The organism is Streptomyces sp. NRRL S-495 (assembly GCF_000966955.1).
GTDB lineage: Bacteria > Actinomycetota > Actinomycetes > Streptomycetales > Streptomycetaceae > Kitasatospora > Kitasatospora purpeofusca.
In genome coordinates, this window is record NZ_JZWY01000090.1 from 1 (window position 1) to 20,264 (window position 20,264).

Below are 20,264 nucleotides of genomic sequence, written 5' to 3' on the forward strand. Positions count from 1 at the left end.
CCCCGGCGGGCGGGAAGCTCCGCTTGATCGGCCACGCCCCGGGCGCCGGCCCGGCCGGCTGCGCGGGAGCGGGGGCGGGGGCGGGGGCAGGAGCGGGTGCGGGCATCGGCTGCACCGGCGCCGGCGGCGCTACCTGCGGCACCTCGGACACCGCCGACACCACCGTCGGCGCCTGCACCGTCTGAGCCATCGGCACCGTCGGCGCCGCCGCCATCGGCGCCATCGGCGCCGTCAGCACCGGACCGCCGGCCACGGCGAACCCACCGCTCGCGGCACGCCGCTCCAGCTTGTCCAGCCGCGCCTGCAACGACAGCTCGTCGCTGTACGCGCCCGGCAGCATCACCCGGGCACAGATCAGCTCCAGCTGGAGCCGGGGCGCCGCATTGCCGCGCATCTCCGTCAGCCCGGTGTTGACGAGGTCCGCCGCCCGGCTCAGCTCCGCCGCCCCGAACGCGTCCGCCTGGGCCTGCATCACCGCGATCCGGTCGGCCGGGGCGTCGATCAGCCCCTTCTCCCCCGCGTCCGGCACTGTGGCGAGGATCACCAGGTCGCGCAGCCGCTCCAGCAGGTCCGCGACGAACCGGCGCGGGTCGTGACCGCCCTCGACCACCCGGTCGACCACCTGGAACACCGTCGCCCCGTCGTGCGCGGCGAACGCGTCCACCACCTCGTCCAGCAGCGCCGAGTCCGTGTACCCGAGCAGCGAAGTGGCCATCCCGTACGTCACACCACCCTCGGCGGCGCCGGCCAGCAGCTGGTCCATCACGGACATCGAGTCACGCACCGAGCCCGCGCCCGACCGCACCACCAGCGGGAACACGGAGTCCTCGACCTGGATCCCCTCCCGGCCGCACACCTCCGCCAGGTAGTCGCGCAGCGTGCCGGGCGGCACCAGCCGGAACGGGTAGTGGTGGGTCCGGGACCGGATCGTCCCGATCACCTTCTCCGGCTCGGTGGTGGCGAAGATGAACTTCAGGTGCTCCGGCGGTTCCTCCACCACCTTCAGCAGCGCGTTGAAGCCGGCCGAGGTCACCATGTGCGCCTCGTCCAGGATGAAGATCTTGTACCGGCTGTGCACCGGCGCAAAGAACGCCCGCTCCCGAAGGTCGCGCGCGTCGTCCACACCACCGTGCGAGGCCGCGTCGATCTCGATCACGTCGATCGACCCGGGCCCGCCCGTGGCAAGGTCCGTGCAGGACTGGCACTCACCGCACGGCGTGGGCGTCGGCCCCTGCTCACAGTTCAGACAGCGGGCCAGGATGCGGGCACTCGTCGTCTTGCCGCAGCCGCGCGGGCCGCTGAACAAGTACGCGTGATTGACCCTGTTGTTGCGCAGGGCCTGCTGGAGCGGAGCGGTCACGTGATCCTGCCCGATGACCTCCGCGAAGGTCTCCGGGCGGTAGCGGCGGTACAGGGCTAGGGACACACCCCCGACGATATCGGGACGGACCGACAAACGCGTCGCCCCTCGACCCCCCACGCCCCACCGGCCCCCGGGAACGCAAAGACCCCTCGTGCACCCACCAGAGCCCTCCTACCCTTGCTGCCTTCCGGCCCTGGGGGAGTTCAGAGAGATAGCGCCACACGAGGGGCTGGCCCCAACACTACCGGATCCCGGGCCCACCCCTCCACCACCACCCCGTCCCACCATCCGCAGGCCACCCCCACCCCCTACCTGCGAGATACGTGGTCGCGACCACCCCTGAACATGTACTAAGCTCTCCCACGGAGGATTCGCCTAGAGGCCTAGGGCGCACGCTTGGAAAGCGTGTTGGGGGCAACCCCTCACGAGTTCGAATCTCGTATCCTCCGCCGGCAGAAGGCCCGGACCGTTCCGACGGTCCGGGCCTTCGTCGTATCCCCGCGCGGTTCGTCTCCTGGGGCAGGGGCGGCGGGGATGCCGATCCGGCAGCTGCTCCCCTTTGCCCGGCTACCGGGCGCCGGCGTGCGTCCGGCCCGTGACCACGGGCCGGACCTTGGTCAGCATCAGGTGCAGGAACCGGTCCGGGTGGAGGAAGGACGCGAAGTGGCCGGCCTCCTCGATGAGCGCGAACTCCTTGACCGGGGCGTGCACGTCCTCGACGTACTGCCGGACGCGGTCGGTCGGGGTCAGAACGTCCCGGTCGCCCTGGAAGACGAAGAACGGCAGGTCGAAAGCGGTGCCGTCGGCCCAGTCGTCGAATGCCGCCGTCTGGGGCAGGATCCGCTCGGAGAGCTTCATGCCCTTGCCGAGCGTGCCCAGCTCGCCCAGCGAGTGCAGCGGCGAGAACCACAGCGACTTCAGGACCACCGACTTCATGGTCCGGAAGGTCAGCGGGTCGGTGGTGGCGACGGTCTTGGCGTAGGCGGCGTGCTGCTCGGCGGTCCATGAGCGCCGGTCGGCGCCCATCTCCTCGATGGTGGTCAGTTCCTTGCGCTTGCCGGCCGCCCGGAGCCGGGCCAGTAGGGCGCGACGGGCGGAGTCGTCGCGGCCGCCGTCGTGGATGTTCTGGTCGGTGCCGACGTAGGCGGAGTAGCGGTCCGGGTACTGCCGGGCCAGCCGCAGGCCGAAGGTGCTGCCGAAGGAGTTGGCGACCAGAACGACCTGACCGACGCCCATCCTGGCGCGCACGTGCTCGGTGACCTCGACGGCGTCCTCGTACATCCGGGCGAAGCTCAGCTCCCCCTGGCCGGCGGCGCCGGAGCGGCCGAGGGTCTTGCCGGTGCCGCGCATGTCCCAGCGGACGATGGTGAAGTACTTCTCCCAGGCGCGGGTGCGCGGCCCGTAGATCGCGTTGGAGGAGCCCGGGCCACCGTGGATCTCCAGCATCACCGGATTGGCACGGTTCTCGCCTCGGACCGAGATCCACTGCTCGATGCCGCCGATGCGGACGAAGCCCTGCTCGTCGATGCCGTCGGGCGTGTCGATCCGCATCAGCCGAGCGCCGGCGGCCTGCTTGAGTCGGCGGTGGCCGAGGGCAGTGCCGACGGGCGCGGCAAGGGTGACGGCAGAGGCGATGAGAACGGCGCTGATCACAGGTGACTCCCCTTAACCGTGTATCTGTTACGCAATTTCGTTTATGTTATACACAGTTTCTAAGTGATCGTCAACGCGTCGAACGCACCGAGGGGGCCCGGATGGCCGTGAGCAGGACGAGCAAGGAGAAGAAGCGCGACCCGAAGGCGAGTCTCGCGCTGCTGTGGGGCGAACAGGACCAGCCGCGGCGCGGCCCGAAGCCGTCACTGACCACCGAGCGCATCGTGGCCTGCGCCGTCCGGCTCGCCGACGCGGAGGGCCTGGGCGCGGTCTCGATGCAGCGCGTCGCCGCCGACCTCGGCGTCACCACCATGGCGCTGTACCGGTACGTGCCCGGCAAGGCCGAACTGACCGATTTGATGGTGGACTCCGCCCTCGGCCTCCCCTCCGAGGCCGTCGCCGAGGCGGACGACTGGCGTGGCGGGCTCACCGAGTGGGCCCGCCAGTGCTGGGCGCTCTACCGACGCCACCCCTGGATCCTCACCGCCACCACCATGCGCCGCCAGCTCATGGGCCCCAACCAGCTCGCCTGGCTGGACGCCGCACTGGCTGCCCTCGCGCCGACCGGACTCACGGCCGCACAGCAGCACGACACCTTCCTGCTGGTCATCGGCCACATCCGCAACACTGCCCAGCAACTCGTCGACGCGGACCAGGAAGGCGGCGAGGAGTGGAACCGGCTCACCGCCAACGTCCTGGAGCGCCACGGACACCGGTACCCCGCACTCACCGCCGCCATCGCCGCGGGCGCCTTCGCCCCCCAGGATCGCGACCCGCTCGACTTCGGCCTGGAACGCATCCTCGACGGGGCCGCCCAACTGATCGACCGGCCCTGAGCCCAGAGCACGGGCGGCTGTGAGAACGCCCACCGGCCCGCGATCCGGCCACGGCGCCCCCGGTCTCAGTTCTGGTCCCGTTCACCCTGGTACATCGAGGTTCAGCGGTCGTCCGGGGCCGTCCGCAGAGGCAGGTCAGAACCGGTACGGTCCCCGGCGGACGGGTTCGGGAGATCCGGCAAGCGTGTGGGGGCAACCCTTCACGAGTTCGAGTCTCGTATCCAGGTCACGATCACCGCTGATGCCGCCGGCCGGCAGGCCCGCCGCATCCCCTGCTCCTACGGCAGTTCGTTCGGAGAACCTGCAAGCCGATCCGGAGCCGGTTCGATTCCATGGCCCGGCAGAGCACGGGATCCGCCAACCACAGGGAGGCGCAGAAGTCCCACCCTGCTTGTGGGTGGCATATATGGCGAGTATGGTCGTTTGTATGGCATCAAAGAAAGTGACCGTGACGATCCCGGAGGATCTCCTTGAAGAGATCCGCGCGGAAGCCGACGAACGGGGCATTTCCGCCTACGTCACCGAAGCGCTGCGTTCCAAGCGCGACCGGGACAAGCTCCGAGAGCTCGTCCACTGGCTCGAAGAGGAGCATGGGCCCGTCACCGAGTCCGAGCGCTCAACGGCCTACGCCGAGTTGGACGACCTCGATGCCGAGCACGACCGCCGCCGCGCTGCCCGGAGCAAGCGCACCGGAGAGGCCGCATGACGAGGAAGCACGGCAAGGAGACCAAGCCGCTGCGTGTCTTCGTACTCGACTGCGAGGCCCTCTCCCTCGCCGTTCGCGGTGACCGGACGATGATCGCCCGCCTCGAACTCGCGGCACGTGGCGAGGCCGATGTGGTCACCTCTCCCATGACTCTCGTCGAGGCATACGACGGCAGGACCACCGAGCAGCGCTGGGACTGGGTCCTCTCTCGCGTCAGCGTGGCCGAGCTTGGCAAGGACGAGGCCCGAGATGCCCGCCGACTGCTGGCCGCAACGAACCTGCACGGTCACAAGTACGCCATCGACGCGATGCTCGCAGTTGTCGCACTGCGCCAGAAAGGACAGGTCACGGTCTTCACCTCCGACGTCGACGACCTGGAGAAGCTGCTCCCGGACACCATCGTCGTCAGCAAGGTCTGAGCCGGACAGTTGGGAAGCGTGTTGGGGCAACCCCTCACGAGTTCGAATCCCGTATCCCCCGCCTCCGCCGGCCATGGCAGCACGAAGGCCCCGGCCGGGTTCCGGTCGGGGCCTTCGGCGTTTCGTCGGGGCGGGTTGGTCAGCGGAAGGACGCCAGGTTGTCCGTGACCCACTGGGTGTAGGGGCGGGCCGGGTGGCCGGTCAGGGACTCGACGGTGTCGTTCACCGGGGCCGGCTTGCCGGCCGTGTCGGCCATCAGGTCCAGCAGGGCGGCCACGAAGTCGGCGTCCATGAACTGGCTGAGCTGCTGTCGCACGGCCGGCGCGGGCACCTCCTCGAAGCGCAGCGCGCGGCCGAGGGCCCGGCCGAGCGTCTCGACCTGTTCGGTCTGGGTGAGCGACTGCGGGCCGGTCAGCTCGTACACCCGGCCGAAGTGCTCGGGGCTGCCGAGCACGGCGGCGGCCGCGTCGGCGACGTCGCGCTCGTGCACCACCGAGGCGGCGGCCGCGGCGTGCGGGCCGCGGAGGACGTCGCCGCCCTGCAACTGCATCGCCCAGGCAAGCGAGTTGATCGCCGGGAAGAACAACCGCAGGAAGGTCCGGTCGATGCCCGTCGCCGTGATCTCCTGCTCCACCCGCGCGTGGTAGGCGGCGATCACATCGGGCTGCGGGTCCGCGCCGTCGACGACGGCGCCCGAGGACAGGAACACGATCTGCCGCATCCCCGCCTGCCGCACCCGGTCGAGCAGCGGCCGGACGTCCATGCCGTAGGGCAGCACCAGGAACAGCTCGGTGACGCCGTCCAGCGCGGCCTCGAGCGTCTCCGGCCGGGCCAGGTCCCCGCGCACCACGTCCACGCCCTCGGGCAGTCCGGCCTTCTCGGGGGTCCGCGACAGGGCCCGGACCTTCCGCCCGGCGCCCGCCAGCGCCTCCACCGTCTGCCGCCCGAAGTGCGCGGTCGCGCCGATCACAAGAATCATGGCGGATCCCTCCCCATCACCGTTCCGGTCACTGCCTTCGGGAGAGACAGTAGGAGCCGTCTAGGACGGATTCCGTCCTAGAAGCAGCCCACTCACAGGGTCGGCGCGGTGGCGAGGGGAACGGGGGCGAGGGGGCCGGTGGCGAGGAGGCCGGTGGCGCGGTCCGCGGTGAGGACGCCGAGGATGTAGCCGTCCTCGTCGACGACGGGCCAGACCGCCAGGTGCTTGATCCGCATCGCGATCGCGGCCAGCGCCAGGCCCATCGTCGGCCAGGCGAACGGGCCGCGCTGGTGGGTGGTCGCGCTGATCGCGGTGCGCTCGGTGTACCAGGAGCGGGCCAGGAAGGGGTGGAGCCCGATGCGGGTGACCAGCCCCTCGCACCGGCCGTCGTGGCCGCGGACGAGCAGGTACTCGATATCGGCGCTGTGGAGGATGTCGTTGGCCTGGTCGACGGTGCTGTCGTCGGCTATCTGGTAGTCGCAGAGGTCCATGGCGTCGGCGACCGTGAGGCCGTGGCCGGGCCGTTCCGACTGCGGGGCTTGGGTGGTCACGGTGATCACCGTTCCCGTCTCCGGTGGCCCGTCGAGGGGCCGCCGGATCGTCCTTCACCCAGAACGAAGCCGGCACATGTACCGGAATGCGTGATGCCCTGGATGTCTACGACCCTACTCCGGCGGCGGGCTGACCGGGGCGGCCGGAGCGGACCGGCCGGAGCGGAGCGGACCGGCCGGAGGAAGCGGCCGGAGCGGACCGCCGCGGAGTACCGTGGAGGACAACCGAGGACATTCCGCACACCGGCATCAGCGTCGACGTCGCCCTGGGTCATGACGGGTCCCTCGTGGACCGGACGGGCGGCCTCCGATGATGCCGATCCCCCTCCCCGCCTCCGTCGGGCCGTGGGCGGTGCCCGGTGAGCCGCTGCTGCCCCGCCTGCTGCTGGAACCGACGATGTCCCGGGACGGAGTCTTCGACGGCGCCTGGTGGCCCCGTTCGAACCACATCGCCGCCGAACTGCCGGACCTGATCACCGCGCTCGGCGCCCACTTCGGACGCATCGTCCGGGTCGGCCTCGACATCTCGGCCTGGGACGGCGTGCCCCGCTCCGTCGCCGCGAACGGCCTGACGATCAGGATCAACTGGTTCACCGGCAGCGATGCGACGATCAGCGTCACCCGCGGCTTCCAGGACCACTTCCTCCTGCTGGTGGTGCCGCCCGGCACCAGCCCGGTGACGGCCTCCTTCGCGATGGCCGGCGCTTCGACGACCGGGAACCACACCCCGGCCGCGGAACTCCTGCTCGGCTGAGCGGCGGTCGGCTGAACGGCAGTCGACCGAACGGCGCTCGGCTCCGACGCCGGGTGCCGGAAACCGACCACCGCGACCATGCCGGGTCCGGGCCGAACCAGGAGTAACCTCGGTATTACCGAAGGCACTTCGCATGCCGGCACCGGACACTGGCGTCGTCTCCGGCGCACGGCGATGCCGGACCCGGCCTCCTCGGCCGGGCCCGGGGACAGGCCCTTGATCATGACCACGATGCTGGATCGTGCGACGACGCCCACCGCCCCGGTTCCCCCCGCACGGCTCTCCCTCACGCCCGGCGGCGTGCGGCCCGGCCGTCTGGACGGAGCCTGGTGGCCCCGCTCGCGTGACCTTCTCCTCGAACTCCCCGCCCTGGCCGCCGACATCGACGAGCGGTGGGGCCGGATCACCCGGATCACCCTGAACCCCGCGCAGTGGCCCGTCATCCCCCGGCGGATCCCGGTCGCCGGACACACCGTCCACGCGGGCTGGTTCACCACCGAGCAGGACGAGCACACGATCGCGGTGTTCTCGTACGCCCCGCGCCGATTGAACCTGCTGGTCGTCCCGCCGGAGACGGACGCCGTCGATGCCGCCCGGCTGATGGCCGAGGCCGCCGGTCCCGCGAACACCACGAGCGCGAGCGGTCTGCTCGCCGTGGGGACGGGCGGCGGAGCCCGGGGGCCGGGATCCCGTTCCGCCTTCCTGCCGTCGGCCGTCGCTCCCTCCGACGGCGACGGTGCGGCGGCCAGGCGGGCGGACGTCGCCCGCGGCCGGGCCGCCTCCTGGCCGGTGCCCGCGTAGCCGACCGGTGCCCGCGTAGCCGACGGGACGCCGTCCGCTCCGGCCGCGGGCCGGGTGTCACTCGCGTGACCACTCGGCCTCGGCCTCGGGCCGGCCGGCGATGTCGGCGCCGTCCCAGAGGCGGATCCTGATCGCCAGGGGGCCGGGCGCGGGCCGGGAGAGCGTGCGTACGAACACGTCCCGCAGGTGGTTGGCCGCCCGTTGGGGAGGCCCGTCGTACTCCAGTGGATCCGGCAGCGCGGTGTCGTCCTGCCGGGACCAGTGGCCGCCGTCGTCCTGCGTCTCCAGGACCCATCGGTAGTGGGGCATCCGGTACCTCCGCCTCCAGTGCCGGGATCGCCGGGCAGTCGGGCAGTCGGGCAGTCGGGCAACTGAGCAGCCGGTGACGGTGCCGTCAGTACTCGGCGCCGCTCCGCAGGTAGCTGCCCACGACCTGGAGCCACGCCCCGGGGCCGAAGCAGACCTCGATCCGGTACGGGGTGTCCTCGTAGACCCGCAGGACGCGCAGCGCACCACTCGGATGCAGGTCGTACTCGAAGGTGACGCCGTCCGCGCCGTCCTCGTACTGCAGGTCCAGCGGCCCCTTCGAGGGCTCCGCCGGCGCCCGGGCCTCGGCCGAGAGCTTCACGTAGACGGACATCTCTCCGCCCCGCCTTTCCTGTTCGCCCGAGCGGGCGCTACGCCCGGGGAAGCGAGCTACCCCCACGGTACTCCGCCCCCGCCGCGCCGACCTGGCGGGCGACGGTAGCCGTGGCCGGGGCGGGGGGCCTCAGCGCCACTCGATCAGGAACAGGGTGGCATCGTCGCTCGTCCGACCGCCCCGCCTCTCCTTCAGGACGTGGGAGAGCGCGCGCACCACGGCCCGCACCCCGGTCTGCGAGCGCTCGACCCGGTCGACCCAGTCGATGAGCTGCTCCTCGCCGAACTGCTCCCCGCCGGCCTCGCGCTCCTCGACCAGGCCGTCGGTGAAGCACAGCACCCGGTCGCCGTGCCGCAGTACCCGCTCACTGATCACCGGCTCCTCCCCGCCGAAGCCGACCGGCAGGGTGGTGGCGCTCTCCAGCCGCTCGACGACGACGTGCTCGCGGATCAGCAGCGGCTGGGGATGCCCGGCGTTGACCCACTGCAGGTGGCCGGTCCCGGTGTCCAGGCGCATCATCTGCGCGGTGACGAAGTGGTCCGGCCCGAACTGCTCGGCGACGGCCCGGTCCATGAACGCGTAGATCTCGGCCAGTCCGATGTCCGCACGTCGGGCGTGCCGGTACGCGCCGATGGCCACGGTCGCCATGGTCGCGGCGTCCAGCCCGTGACCCATCGCGTCGATCGTCGCCACGTGCAGAACGTCGTCGTTGAGCGCGTAGTCGAAGCTGTCACCGGCCACCTGGTAGGCGGGTTCGAGGATGCCGGCCACGGCGACCCGGGGCACGGCCATCGACAGCGGCGGCAGCAGTGACCACTGGATCTCGGCGGCCACGCTCATCGGTTCGACGCGCCGGGCCTGGAAGATCCGGTCGGTGTAACCGCTCTTGGTGACCAGCAGATCGGCGACCAGGGCGGCGAGGCGGCGCAGCAGCAGCCGGTCGCCCTCGGCGACGGCGTCCAGCGTGAGGGCCAGGACCCCCACCTCGTCGCCGCCGTCCAGCAGCGGCAGATACACCCGCACCCCGTCGGCCGTCGGCTCCTCGACCGGGACACCGCTCAGGAAGGCCGCACCCGCGGCGGAGCCGTCGATCGGCACCGGCTCCCCCGCGACCGACCCCCGCCCGGGCAGCGGCGCCAGCACCACCTGGCCGTAGTCCTGCAGCAGGAGCACCGGGTCACGGCCACCGAACCCGCGCACCACGGCGGCGGTCAGCGGGACGATCAGCTGGGGCGGCAGCTCGTGGGACTGATCGAGCAGCTCCCCCAGCAGGCGTTCGCCCTGCCCCTCCGACCACCGGTCCCGGCCCGGCGGGCCGGACTGCCGCTCACCGCTCATCCTCGCTCACCGCCGTCCTCCTCGGTCGCGGCACTCGGCGCCGGCCTGATCGACCCCGCCGCCCCGGTGCAGTGCGCGCGCGGGGGCGGGTTCCCTTTCCATTACGCCCGACGCCGGGACATCCCGCCCCCGCTCGCCCGTTCCCGCTCGCCCGCTCCCGGTCGAGCGCCCCCGCTCGCCCGCCCCCGGGCCGGCCGGTACCCCGCGGGAGTTCGGTTCCCGTCCCCTCCGCCGGCCGGAGGTCCGGGACGGCACGCGGGGCGGGCGGGCCGGCGGCCGGACGGCCCCACGGGGTGTCGTGCATGCGACACTTCGGGAAAACGGGGCCGGAGGGAGAGGCGTGGGATCGTCGGAGCTGCTGATCGTGCTGGACCGGGGCAGCGCGACGCCCTTGCAGCAGCAGGTGTGCGACGGGATCGCCGGGCTGGTCAGGTCGGGGCGGTTGCGGGCCGGGGAGGCGGTGCCGGCCTCCCGGGAGCTGGCGGCGCAGCTCGGGGTGTCGCGCACGGTGATCCTGCGGGCGTACGAACTGCTGACCGCCAACGGACTGTTGACGGCCCGCCGGGGATCGGGGACCAGGGTGGCGGAGCGGGCCGCCGGGGAGGGCGCCGCGCCGGGTCCGGCGCGGACGGCGCTCGCGCCGCAGCCACCGCTCGCCACCGACGGCGGGGACACGCTGTGGCAGCCGTGGGAGCCGCCGCCGATGCAACAGGCCGGTGCGGCACTGGACTTCCGGCACGGGACCCCGGCGCTGGCCAACTTCCCGGTGTCGCGCTGGCGGCAGTCCGTGCACGAGGCGTACGCGCGGGCGGACGTCGCCGCGCTCGGGTACGGGCCGGCCGAGGGCTCCGCCGCGCTGCGGGCGCAGATCGCCACGCTGGTCCGGCAGAGCCGGGCGCTGGACGCCTCGCCCGACAGCATCCTGGTGACCAGCGGGGCCACCCAGGCGCTGGACATCCTGGCCCGGCTGCTGGTCGGTCCGGGCGACGTGGTGGTGATCGAGGACCCGAGCCACACCGTGCTGCGCCAGGTCTTCGGCTCCGCCTCCGGCACCGTGGTGCCGGTGCCGGTGGACGAGGAGGGGCTGCGGGTCGCGGACATCGACGCCCACGTCCGGGCGCACGGCCAGGACCCGGAGCGGGTGCGGCTGGTCTATGTGACGCCCTCGCACCAGTTCCCGACCGGGTTCATCATGTCCGAGGCCCGGCGGCGGGCCCTGCTGGCCTGGGCGGAACGGCGCGGGGCGACCGTGCTGGAGGACGACTACCACAACGAGTTCACCTTCGCCGCCGAGCGGCTGCCGGCCCTGGCCGCCGCCCGGCACCAGGGCACGGTGGTCTACGTCGGCAGCTTCAGCAAGACGCTCTTCCCGGCGCTGCGGATCGGCTACGCGATCGTGCCGCAGCGGCTGGTGCGGCCGTTCCTCGGCATCAAGTGGATCACCGACCGGCTGACCCCGACGGTCACCCAGGAGGCGCTGGCGCACTTCGTCGCCACCGGCGCCTACGCCCGGCACGTCAGCCGGATGACCCGGCTGTACCGGGAGCGCCGCCGCTCGCTGCTGGACGGCCTCTACACGCACTTCGGCGCCGAGGTGCGGATCTCCGGGGCGGCCGCCGGCCTGCACGTCCTGGTCGCCCTCACCGGCGCGCGCGGCGTCGGCGAGGACGAGATCGTCCGCCGGGCCGCGGCGCTCGGTGTGCGGGTGTACCCCGCCTCGGGGTACTTCGTACGGGAGCCGCCGGCCGAACCGACCTTCCTGATGGGCTACGCCGCCCTGCCGGGCGCCCGGATCGCCGAGGGCACGGCGCTGCTGGCCGCGGCGGTCCGTGAAGCCACGGCGGTCCGGGAGGCCACGGCTTCTAGCCGGAGCCGGGGGCGTCGGTGAACCGGGCCCGGCGGAAGCGGCGCCGCTGCGCGTACGGCACGGTGCAGTCGAACACCGCCTTCGCGGTGCGGCCGTCCGCCGACAGCGCCGGCGAGTAGGCGACCGACTGGGTCGGGTCGAGCGGGAAGCCCTCCCGGTCCGGCAGGACCAGCAGGTCCCGGTCCGCCTGCCACCGGGTGACCATCGCCCACCACAGGTCCTGGTCCGACTCCAGGTCCACGTCCTCGTCCACGGACAGCACCAGCTTGGCCATCCGGAACTCCTCCAGGACGGCCTGGGAGGCCTCCCGCACCAGCGCGTCGTCCTCGGCCGAGCGCTTGGCCTCCCACTGGAGCACGACCATCAGCTGTCCCCCGCCGGCGGTGTGGCAGTGCACCGCCCGGACGGGGGCGCCGCGGCGGCGCAGCACGGCCAGCACGGCCGCCTCCATCCCGAAGCCGAGCAGGACGGACTGTTCGTGGCCGGGGCCGGAGACCGCCTGGAGGATCGGGCCGCGGCGGGCGGTGATCCCGGTGATCCGGACGGTCGGCAGGGCCGGGTGCGCGGTGCCCTGGTAGCCGAGGAACTCCGGGGTGGCGGCGGTGCCCCTGGGGTTCTCCGGCATGGTGTCCGGCAGCAGTTCGCCCTCCAGCACGTACTCGGCGTGGGCGATGTACTCGGCGTCCACCGTGCGGCAGGGCAGCAGTTCCACCGGCGCGCCCGCGAGCGCCCCGGCCACCGCCAGTTCGTCCGTCCCGGTCGGGACGAGCGAGGTGGGGCAGCAGGAGGCGAGCAGCACGGCGGGACCGAGGCCGAGGTGGATCGCCACCGGCAGCGGCCGTCCGGCGGCGAGCGAGTTGCGGTGGGCCTGTTCGAGGTCCCGCCCCGGCACCATCCAGATGGTGAGCAGGTCGGGGCCCTGGACGCACATCCGGTGGATCGACAGGTTGCGCACGCCGGTGGCCGGATCGGTGGCCAGGACGGCGCCGAGGGTGAGGTACGGGCCGGCGTCCTCGTCGGTGAGCACCGGGACGGGCAGGGTGGTCAGGTCCGGCTTCCGGTCGCTGCGGGCCCACCGGTCGGGGTCGGCGGCGGGCACCGGCGGCAGCGGGGCGGCCACCGCGTCCAGCAGCCGGTGGGCCAGCTCGGCGGGGGTGGCGCCGAGCAGGGCGGCCGCCCGGCGCCTGGTCCCGTACAGGCCCATCAGCACGGCACTGGCCTCGGGTTCCTCGCCGTCCTCGGCCCCGCCGCGCCCGCTCCCGCCGTCCCCGCTCCCGCCGTTCTCGGCCGCGCCGCCGGACGGCGTCACCTGCTCGAACAGGACGGCCGGGCCGGGGCCGGTGGGCGGCGCCGCCGGGGCGCCGGCCCACCGGGCGTAGCGGGAGGAGACCCCGAACCGGGCCGGGACCTCCTCCCGGACCCGGACCAGTTCTCCTGGCATCAGGTCCAGCGCGGCCAGCGCCGCCCGCAGGTCGGCCGGGTGCCGACGGCTCATGGCCCTTCCCCGGCGGCGGCCCCGGCCGCGGCGGCCGCGGCGGCCCGGCGCTCGTCCAGGAGCACCATCTGCATCCGGGTCAGCTCGTCGATCAGCGTGCGGTAGGTGGCCTCGGCGATCCCCGGCGGCATGCCGTGCTCGTCCGCGAGGCCCCGGACCTTGGCGACGACCTGCTCGACCCGGCCCGGGGAGCGGACCGTCTCCTCGTCCCGCTTGAACCCGGTCAGCTCCCGCACCACGGCGGTGCGCTCCGCCAGCAGCGCGACGATCCGCCGGTCCAGCGCGTCGACGGAGAGCCGCAGTTCCTCGATCCGGGGATCGATCGCGGGCGACGACGGGTCGGTCGCCGTACGGTCGGCGCTCATGCGGTCGGCACCACCTTGTCGACGACGTACACGACGGTCGGCTCGCCCTCGGCGCCCTGCGAACGGTGCTTCTCGCCGTCCGGGATCACGAAGCCCATGCCGGGGCGGCACGGCACCGAACGGTCCTCGAAGTGGATGGTGAACTCGCCCTGCAGCACATAGCCCTGGTGGCCGCGAAGGCACCACTCGTGCTCGTCGAAGCCGGCGGGCAGCTCCATCAGACGGACCCGCAGGCCCTGGGTGTAGGCGAGCTTCACCCGGCCCTCGGCGCCCGGCTTCTGCCACTTCTCCCAGGGGATCAGGTCGAAGTCGACGCCGACCAGGACGGGGTCCCCGGTCTGGCTGCCGTGCTGGTCGCCGGTCTCGGTCTCGGTGGACATGGCACTCCTCAACAACACGTCGGAAATGGGGTATCGGTGGATCGGCCGCGGTTCAGCTGGCCTGCTTCTCCGAGGAGGTCCGCTGCCCCGGCAGGACGACGCGCGGGGCGCGTGACACGCGCTCGTTGCGGTCGTCGAGCGGCAGGACGGGCCGGCCGTCGGCCGTCTGGTGGCGGCGGAGCAGCTGGGACATGTCGATCATGCGGTGGAGCATCCGCTCCAGCGCCTCCAGGCCCTCGGCGTCCTGGAGCTGCGGCTGCGGCGAGGTGTTGCGCAGCAGCGCCGGAAAGCCGCTGCCGACCAGGATCATGCGGTTGAGCAGCAGGTTGTCGACCAACTGGCTGTGCACCGCGGCGTCGCTGTACCGGCGCGAGACGACGATGATGCCGCCCACCTTGTTGGCCAGAGGGCGGTCGAAGCGCAGGAAGCCGACGCCGGCCCGTTCGATGAAGATCTGCATCAGATGGGCGGGGCCGAAGCCGTGCACCGGGGTCGCGTAGACGATGGCGTCCGCCTGCTTCATCTGCTCGACGATCGCGGGCATGTCGTCGCGGAGTTCGCAGGGTGTGGTCCGCTGGTTGCAGTCGCCGCACGGGCTGCACGGCGAGATCCGGTGCTCGCGCAGGTGAACGGTCCGGAACTCGGCGCCCCGTTCCCGGACCAGGCGGCCGGCGTACTCCAACGCGAGGTCGGTGTTGCCGCCCGGTCGCTCGGAGCCGCAGATCCCGAGCACGATCGGAGTCGGAGTTGTTCCTTGCACGTGGTTCCCCCCTCGTAGTCTGCCCCTACGCGGGCGGGCGGCCGGACGGGCCCCGTGTGCGAGGGCCCGTCCGGCTGTTCGCCCGCCTGTCACCGCTCAGTACTCGTCAGTCCTTGAGCTTTCTCGTCAGCCCCAGAAGCCCCTGAGCCCCTTGAGCCTTTGAAGCCCTTGAGCCCTTGAACGCCTCGGTCGGCCTTCGAGGAGCGCCGTTGTCAGCGGTGCGGCGCTCCGGTCGGGCCTGCGGCGCTCCGGTCAGTCCTTGAGCTTGCCGGCGAAGTAGTCCGTGTAGGCCTGCATGTCGAAGTGCCCGTGGCCGGACAGCGTGAACAGGATGGTGCGGGCCTCGCCGCTCTCCTTGCAGGCCAGCGCCTCGTCGATGGCCGCCCGCACCGCGTGGGTGGACTCCGGGGCCGGGACGATGCCCTCGTTGCGGGCGAACAGGACGCCGGCCTCGAAACAGGCGGTCTGCGGGACGGCCCGGGCCTCGAGCAGGTCGAGGTCCTTCAGGGCGCTGATGATGGGCGCCATGCCGTGGTAGCGCAGCCCGCCCGCGTGGATGCTCGGCGGCACGAAGTCGTGGCCGAGGGTGTGCATCATGGTGAGCGGGGTCAGGCCCGCGGTGTCGCCGAAGTCGTACTCGTAGCGGCCCTGGGTGAGGGTCGGGCACGAGGCCGGCTCGACGGCGAGCGCCCGCACCGAGCGGCCGCCACGCAGCTGCTCGCGCAGGAACGGCAGGACCAGGCCGCCGAAGTTGGAGCCGCCGCCCGCCGCGCCGATCACGATGTCCGGGTAGTCCTCCGCCAACTCCATCTGGAGCAGCGCCTCCTGGCCGATCACCGTCTGGTGCGTCAGCACGTGGTTGAGCACCGAGCCGAGCGCGTACTTGGCCCGGCCGCCGCTCTTGACCGCGGCCTCCACGGCCTCGGAGATGGCCAGGCCCAGGCTGCCGCTGGCGTCGGGGTCGGCGGCGAGGGCGGCCCGACCGGCGTCGGTGAGCACACTGGGGCTGGCGTGCACCGTCGCCCCGAAGGTCTCCATCAGGGCCCGGCGGTAGGGCTTCTGCTGGTGGCTCACCTTGACCATGAAGACCTCGCACTCGAGGCCGAAGTAGGCGGAGGCCATCGCGAGCGAGCTGCCCCACTGGCCGGCGCCGGTCTCGGTGGTGAGCTTCTCCACACCGGCCTGCTTGTTGTAGTACGCCTGCGGCACGGCCGTGTTGGGCTTGTGGCTGCCGGCCGGGCTGACGCCTTCGTACTTGAAGTAGATCCGCGCCGGGGTGTCGAGCGAGCGCTCCAGCCGGTGGGCCCGGACCAGCGGGCTGGGCCGCCACTGGCGGTAGACGTCGATCACCGCACCGGGGATGTCGATCTCGGCCTCGGTGCTGAACTCCTGGGCGATCAGCGACTCGGGGAACAGCGGCGCCAGGTCGGCCGGGGTGAGCGGCTCCCTCGTCCCGGGGTGCAGCATCGGCGGCACCGGCTTCGGCAGATCCGCCAGCACGTTGTACCAGGTGGTGGGGATTCGGTCCTCGGGCAGCAAGAACTTGGTGATCATCGGGCCCTCCCGGAATGCATGGATACGGCGGTCGATCGGACGGTCACACGGTTCAGGCACCGGAGCGGACGGCATCGGCCGGTCCGGGTCCGGCTTCGACGGAAGCGGAAGCTGAAGCTGAAGCTGAACTGGGAGCTGAAGTCGGAGCTGAAGCGGGAGCCGAGGCGGCCGGCGCGCTCGCGGCCGAGGACCGGATGCGGAGCACCGCGAACACCGCGATGCCGACCAGCGGCGTGATCAGCATGGTGTGCAGCACCGGGCGCGCGCCGTGGTTCTGCCAGATCAGCCCGAGGCCGAACGGCACCACCAGCCGGGCCAGTCCCAGCACGAAGCCGTTGAGCGCCATGAAGCGGCCGACCCGGTGCTCGTCGACGTGGTCGGCGATGTAGGTGGGCACCACCACGGAGGCGATGATCTCGCCGAGCGTCCACACCACGGTGGACGCCAGCACCGCCGCGAGCGAGAAGCCGAAGTCGAGCACGGCCAGGCCCAGCGCCCAGAGCACCCCGGCCACCAGCAGCAGAGTGCGGATCGGGTAGCTGGCGATCCGCTTCTCCAACTGGAGCCCGAGGCCCACCACCACGACGCTGTTCACCGTGTACACCACGCCGACCAGCCCGGCCGAGGCGTTCAGCTCGGTGGTCACGGCCAGCGGCAGCGCGTACTCCAGCCCGATCAGCGGCGCCACGTAGAAGAACGAGGCGAGCACCATCCACAGCACATGGCCGTGGACACCGCCGAGCCGGAGCCTGCCACCACCGGCCGCCTTGGGCGCGGCGGTGCCGGACTTGGTGTCCCGGGGCACCCAGATCCGGATCACGACCGCGCACAGCAGCCCGACGACGATGTTGCCCGCGAACATCACGTGGTACGAGTACGCGGCCGCGACCCCGCCCAGCAGCGGGCCGATGCCCATGCCCAGGTTGTTGCCGATGTAGCTGACCGTGTACGAGAACGGCCGCTGCTCGGGGGTCGCCAGGTCGGCGATCAGGGTGTTGGCCGCCGGGCCGAACATGCCCATCCCCACCAGGGCGACGAACAGCAGCAGGGCGTACGTCCACGGCGCGCCGTCCAGGGTGCCGAGGCCGAGGTAGCCGACCGCGTTGAGCACCAGGGCGGCGACCAGGGCGTCCCGGCGGCCGCGCAGGTCGCACACCGGCCCGCTGAGCAGCGAGCCCACCAGCAGGCCGGTCGAGCCGACCGAGATCAGCAGGCCCGCCTCGGCCGTGCCGAGCCCCTTGCTGCGCACCAGGTAGACGGCGAGCAGCGGGAAGACGAACATGCCCGCGCGGTTGACGAAGGACGTCACGAACAGCACCCGCAGCGGGAGCGGTAATTCCTTGAACCTGGCCGTCCAGGCTTTCGGGGCGGCGGCGGCCCCTTCTCCGGTGCTCGTGGCCATCCCGGTCAGACCGCCGACTCGGTCTCGACCAGGAAGGCCTGGCGGACGGTGCGGAACCGCGCCAGCACGTCGTCGTAGTCGCTGCCCTCGCAGACGTACCAGCCGAGCACGTCGTTGGAGGCGACCGGCGGGGCCAGCACGTCGCCGACGTTCTTCCAGACGTCCGCGTCCAGGACGCCGTCGAGCGCGTTGAGGTCCCCGGGCGAGCTGATCCCGGTGATCCGGCCGTACTTGCCCGAGGACAGGTACTCGGTGCCGATCTCCGGGCCGAGCCGGGCCTCGGTGCGGTGGTCCGGGTCGAGTTCGAGCCGGGCCCACTCGCCGGCCAGGTTGATGCCGCGCCCGGCCTGGATCGCCGGGACGATCGAGCCGCCGCCGGCCCGGGCGCCCGCCTCGCCGAACACCGCCTCGCCGTCGTCGTCCAGGAAGAACTCGACGTGCGCGACGCCGGTGCGCATCCCGAAGCCGCGCAGCACCGTGGCGTTGAGCTCCAGGATCCGCTGCTCGTGCTTGCTGAGGTCGTGCTTGCGGGAGATGGTGCCGCCCGGCTCGTCCCGGTACTCCAGCACCGAGTAGGTGTAGCGGGACAGCTGCTCGAAGACGACCTCGCCGTCCTGGAGCAGCGCGTCCACGTGGAACTCGGTGCCGCGGACGAACTCCTCGACCCGGTACTCGTGCCGGTCGTCGCCCATCTCCTCCCACACCTCGGCCAGCCGCTCGGGACCGTCGACCCGGTAGGTGCTGCCGCAGGCCCAGCCCGCGTACGGCTTGATCACCAGCGGGTAGCCGGTCTGCGCGGCGAACTCCTCGACCGCGCCCAGGGTGTCGGGGCGGCAGGAGCGGGCGACCCTGACGCCCAGCTCCTCGGCGCGGCGGTGCATCACGTTCTTGTCGCGGAAGTTGAGCGCCTGATCGGGCGTCAGTCCGGGGATGCCGTGGTCCCGGCGGGCCCGGGCGGCGGGCAGGACGTCGCCCTCGAACAGCGGGAAGATCCGGACCAGCCGGTGCTCGGCGGCGATGCCGTCCACGGCGGCCCGGAAGGCGGGCGTGGAGTCCAGATCGGCCTCCCGCACCGTCAGGCCCTCGACCTCGGGCGGGATCTCACCGGTGGGCACCAGGACGACGGGGTGGTGGCCGAGTTCGGTGGCGACCTCGACCACGCTGCGGAACTGCGCGAGGTAGCGGCCGGCGGCGGGGCGGTAGACGATCAGAATCGCGGGCTTCATCGGGTTCTCCTGGAGGTAGCGGTCGGTCCGGCACCGGGGCCGGCTCCCACGACGATCAACCCGCGACGACGGACGACTCGGCCGCCGACTCCGCTGCCGACTGCTCCGGCACGTCCTGGCCCGGCACGTCCTGGCCCGGCACGTCCTGGCCCGGAACGTCCTGGCCCGGAACGTCCTGGCCCGGAACGTCCTGGCCCGGCACGAACAGCTCGGCCCCGGACTCGGCCGCGTCCAGCACGACGGGCCGCTGACGCACCGCCCCGAGCGCGTCGAGCGCGGCGGCGAGGCGGTCGAGCGCCCGCTCCACGTCCGCGCGGCCGCCCTCGTGCACCGCCTCGACGGTGAGCAGCAGCCGGCGTCGGCCGACGTCGGTCCTGATCACCTCGCTCTGCCGCCAGTTCCACCGCCGCGAGTGCGCGCGGTCCTGGGCGTCCGCGTAGACGACCTCGCCCGGCTCCGGGTGCTCCGGTGCCTCCGGCGCGCCCAGCGGCAGGTAGGTCTCGCCGCCGTGGGCCAGCCGGACGGCCAGCTCCCCGGTGATGTCGCCGACGTCGCAGGAGGCGACCGGCAGCCGGCTGTCGAGCGAGACGGCGTTGCAGAGGTTCACCAGGGCGTTGATCCGCGGCAGCCGGTCGCCCTTGGCCACCCGCCGCAGCACCGATTCCGCCGCGCAGGGGAAGCGGTTGGGGTTGACGTCGACGCTGCGGTACGCGTCCCGCCAGGCGGCGATCGGGGGCAGGGCGGAGACCTCCGCCTTGCCCAGGGAGAGCCCGTGGACGGCGTCCTCGGCGGCGGTGAGGAGGTCGTCGACCTCCGCCGCGGCCGCCGCGACGTCGACCACCGGGACGGCGATCAGTCCGAGGACGTAGCCGGGCACCCGCGCCAGAAGGCTTTCGTCGACGATGACCTTCAGGGCGCTGGTCCGGTCCATGAGGTGAGTCCTTCGCGTCCGAGCTGGGTTGATGACCTGACCGACGATAGGGAGCCGGGCCGCGTCCGACTGCGGCCAATTCCCGGACATCTGTTGGTGCCACTTCCGTCCACTCGGCCACCCGACGGCGCCCGGTCGACGGCCCTGCCGCCCCCGCGACGGGCCCGGGCCCCTCGCGTGTTCCCACGCGGCGGTTGCCTGTGCAGGACGAGTCCATCAAATGTGACAATGCTCGGTCCATACC

General features: G+C 72.5%; 21 protein-coding genes, 1 tRNA gene and 1 other RNA gene. 7 read left to right on the plus strand and 16 right to left on the minus strand.

Translation table 11 applies throughout. From position 1 onward, the window contains the following. Positions 1 to 1,426, minus strand: a 1,426-nt coding sequence (locus VR45_RS06480) for a DNA polymerase III subunit gamma and tau (RefSeq protein ID WP_045938708.1), incomplete at its 3' end; no start/stop codon positions are given. A gap of 77 nt (positions 1,427 to 1,503) precedes the next feature. Beyond that, positions 1,504 to 1,594, minus strand: an RNA gene (ffs, locus tag VR45_RS43280) — signal recognition particle sRNA small type. 133 nt (positions 1,595 to 1,727) lie between these two features. Between ffs and VR45_RS06485 the strand changes: the two genes are divergently transcribed. Then, positions 1,728 to 1,812: transfer RNA gene (locus VR45_RS06485), tRNA-Ser, on the plus strand. 118 nt (positions 1,813 to 1,930) lie between these two features. On the opposite strand, the gene VR45_RS06490 is transcribed toward VR45_RS06485, so the two are convergent. Further along, entirely contained in the window at positions 1,931 to 3,016 is a 1,086-nt protein-coding gene (locus VR45_RS06490; protein WP_045938709.1) for an alpha/beta hydrolase, read from the minus strand. Between the two features lie 101 nt (positions 3,017 to 3,117). Between VR45_RS06490 and VR45_RS06495 the strand changes: the two genes are divergently transcribed. From VR45_RS06495 to VR45_RS06505, 3 genes are all read left to right on the plus strand, one after another. After that, the gene (locus VR45_RS06495) at positions 3,118 to 3,852 is read left to right on the plus strand and encodes a TetR/AcrR family transcriptional regulator (protein ID WP_045938710.1); all 735 of its coding nucleotides are present in this window, start codon (positions 3,118 to 3,120) and stop codon (positions 3,850 to 3,852) included. A gap of 427 nt (positions 3,853 to 4,279) precedes the next feature. Beyond that, entirely contained in the window at positions 4,280 to 4,558 is a 279-nt protein-coding gene (locus VR45_RS06500) for a hypothetical protein (protein WP_045938739.1), read from the plus strand. Further along, complete coding sequence (locus VR45_RS06505; protein ID WP_045938711.1) at positions 4,555 to 4,977, plus strand: PIN domain-containing protein; 423 nt, start codon at positions 4,555 to 4,557, stop codon at positions 4,975 to 4,977. Before VR45_RS06500 ends, VR45_RS06505 begins: the two co-directional genes overlap by 4 nt. A 139-nt stretch (positions 4,978 to 5,116) precedes the next feature. On the opposite strand, the gene VR45_RS06510 is transcribed toward VR45_RS06505, so the two are convergent. Beyond that, positions 5,117 to 5,956: an NmrA family NAD(P)-binding protein gene (locus tag VR45_RS06510; RefSeq protein WP_045938712.1), complete on the minus strand. Its 840-nt coding sequence runs from the start codon at positions 5,954 to 5,956 to the stop codon at positions 5,117 to 5,119. Positions 5,957 to 6,048: 92 nt separating this feature from the next. Further along, positions 6,049 to 6,507, minus strand: a complete 459-nt coding sequence (locus tag VR45_RS06515) for a CBS domain-containing protein (protein WP_159394130.1) — start codon at positions 6,505 to 6,507, stop codon at positions 6,049 to 6,051. 310 nt (positions 6,508 to 6,817) lie between these two features. On the opposite strand from VR45_RS06515, the gene VR45_RS06520 reads away from it, so the two are divergent. Both VR45_RS06520 and VR45_RS06525 read left to right on the plus strand, forming a co-directional pair. Then, positions 6,818 to 7,261 carry a DUF5994 family protein gene (locus VR45_RS06520; protein WP_045938713.1) on the plus strand — a complete coding sequence of 148 codons (444 nt, stop codon included), beginning with the start codon at positions 6,818 to 6,820 and terminating at the stop codon, positions 7,259 to 7,261. A 222-nt stretch (positions 7,262 to 7,483) separates the two neighbouring features. Further along, positions 7,484 to 8,062: a DUF5994 family protein gene (locus tag VR45_RS06525; RefSeq protein ID WP_078896281.1), complete on the plus strand. Its 579-nt coding sequence runs from the start codon at positions 7,484 to 7,486 to the stop codon at positions 8,060 to 8,062. Between the two features lie 57 nt (positions 8,063 to 8,119). On the opposite strand, the gene VR45_RS06530 is transcribed toward VR45_RS06525, so the two are convergent. From VR45_RS06530 to VR45_RS06540, 3 genes are all read right to left on the minus strand, one after another. Continuing rightward, a complete protein-coding gene (locus tag VR45_RS06530) occupies positions 8,120 to 8,371 on the minus strand; it encodes a hypothetical protein (RefSeq protein WP_045938714.1) in 252 nt (83 codons plus the stop codon). An 85-nt stretch (positions 8,372 to 8,456) separates the two neighbouring features. Continuing rightward, positions 8,457 to 8,702, minus strand: a complete 246-nt coding sequence (locus tag VR45_RS06535; RefSeq protein ID WP_045938715.1) for a hypothetical protein — start codon at positions 8,700 to 8,702, stop codon at positions 8,457 to 8,459. 129 nt (positions 8,703 to 8,831) lie between these two features. Next, a complete protein-coding gene (locus tag VR45_RS06540) occupies positions 8,832 to 10,040 on the minus strand; it encodes a PP2C family protein-serine/threonine phosphatase (RefSeq protein WP_045938716.1) in 1,209 nt (402 codons plus the stop codon). A gap of 340 nt (positions 10,041 to 10,380) precedes the next feature. Between VR45_RS06540 and VR45_RS06545 the strand changes: the two genes are divergently transcribed. Continuing rightward, a complete protein-coding gene (locus VR45_RS06545; protein WP_045938717.1) occupies positions 10,381 to 11,928 on the plus strand; it encodes a PLP-dependent aminotransferase family protein in 1,548 nt (515 codons plus the stop codon). Here VR45_RS06545 and VR45_RS06550 read toward each other — a convergent pair. From VR45_RS06550 to VR45_RS06585, 8 genes are all read right to left on the minus strand, one after another. Then, positions 11,903 to 13,402, minus strand: coding sequence for a UbiD family decarboxylase (locus VR45_RS06550; RefSeq protein WP_045938718.1), 1,500 nt, complete (start codon positions 13,400 to 13,402; stop codon positions 11,903 to 11,905). The genes VR45_RS06545 and VR45_RS06550 overlap by 26 nt on opposite strands. After that, positions 13,399 to 13,767 carry a chorismate mutase gene (locus VR45_RS06555; protein ID WP_045938719.1) on the minus strand — a complete coding sequence of 123 codons (369 nt, stop codon included), beginning with the start codon at positions 13,765 to 13,767 and terminating at the stop codon, positions 13,399 to 13,401. The genes VR45_RS06550 and VR45_RS06555 overlap by 4 nt, the downstream gene beginning before the upstream one ends. Continuing rightward, entirely contained in the window at positions 13,764 to 14,147 is a 384-nt protein-coding gene (locus VR45_RS06560) for a cupin domain-containing protein (protein ID WP_045938720.1), read from the minus strand. The genes VR45_RS06555 and VR45_RS06560 overlap by 4 nt, the downstream gene beginning before the upstream one ends. 52 nt (positions 14,148 to 14,199) lie before the next feature. After that, positions 14,200 to 14,880, minus strand: a complete 681-nt coding sequence (locus tag VR45_RS06565; RefSeq protein ID WP_233290067.1) for a flavodoxin family protein — start codon at positions 14,878 to 14,880, stop codon at positions 14,200 to 14,202. A gap of 279 nt (positions 14,881 to 15,159) precedes the next feature. Continuing rightward, positions 15,160 to 16,461, minus strand: a complete 1,302-nt coding sequence (locus VR45_RS06570) for a TrpB-like pyridoxal phosphate-dependent enzyme (RefSeq protein ID WP_030392689.1) — start codon at positions 16,459 to 16,461, stop codon at positions 15,160 to 15,162. Between the two features lie 52 nt (positions 16,462 to 16,513). Further along, complete coding sequence (locus VR45_RS06575) at positions 16,514 to 17,863, minus strand: MFS transporter (protein ID WP_078896278.1); 1,350 nt, start codon at positions 17,861 to 17,863, stop codon at positions 16,514 to 16,516. Positions 17,864 to 17,868: 5 nt separating this feature from the next. Beyond that, on the minus strand, positions 17,869 to 19,089 hold the full coding sequence (locus VR45_RS06580; protein ID WP_045938722.1) for an ATP-grasp domain-containing protein: 1,221 nt from the start codon (positions 19,087 to 19,089) through the stop codon (positions 17,869 to 17,871). Between the two features lie 55 nt (positions 19,090 to 19,144). Then, positions 19,145 to 20,020 (minus strand): phenylalanine--tRNA ligase beta subunit-related protein, encoded by an 876-nt coding sequence (locus VR45_RS06585; protein ID WP_063772420.1) that lies wholly within the window; start codon positions 20,018 to 20,020, stop codon positions 19,145 to 19,147. Positions 20,021 to 20,264 lie beyond the last annotated feature (244 nt).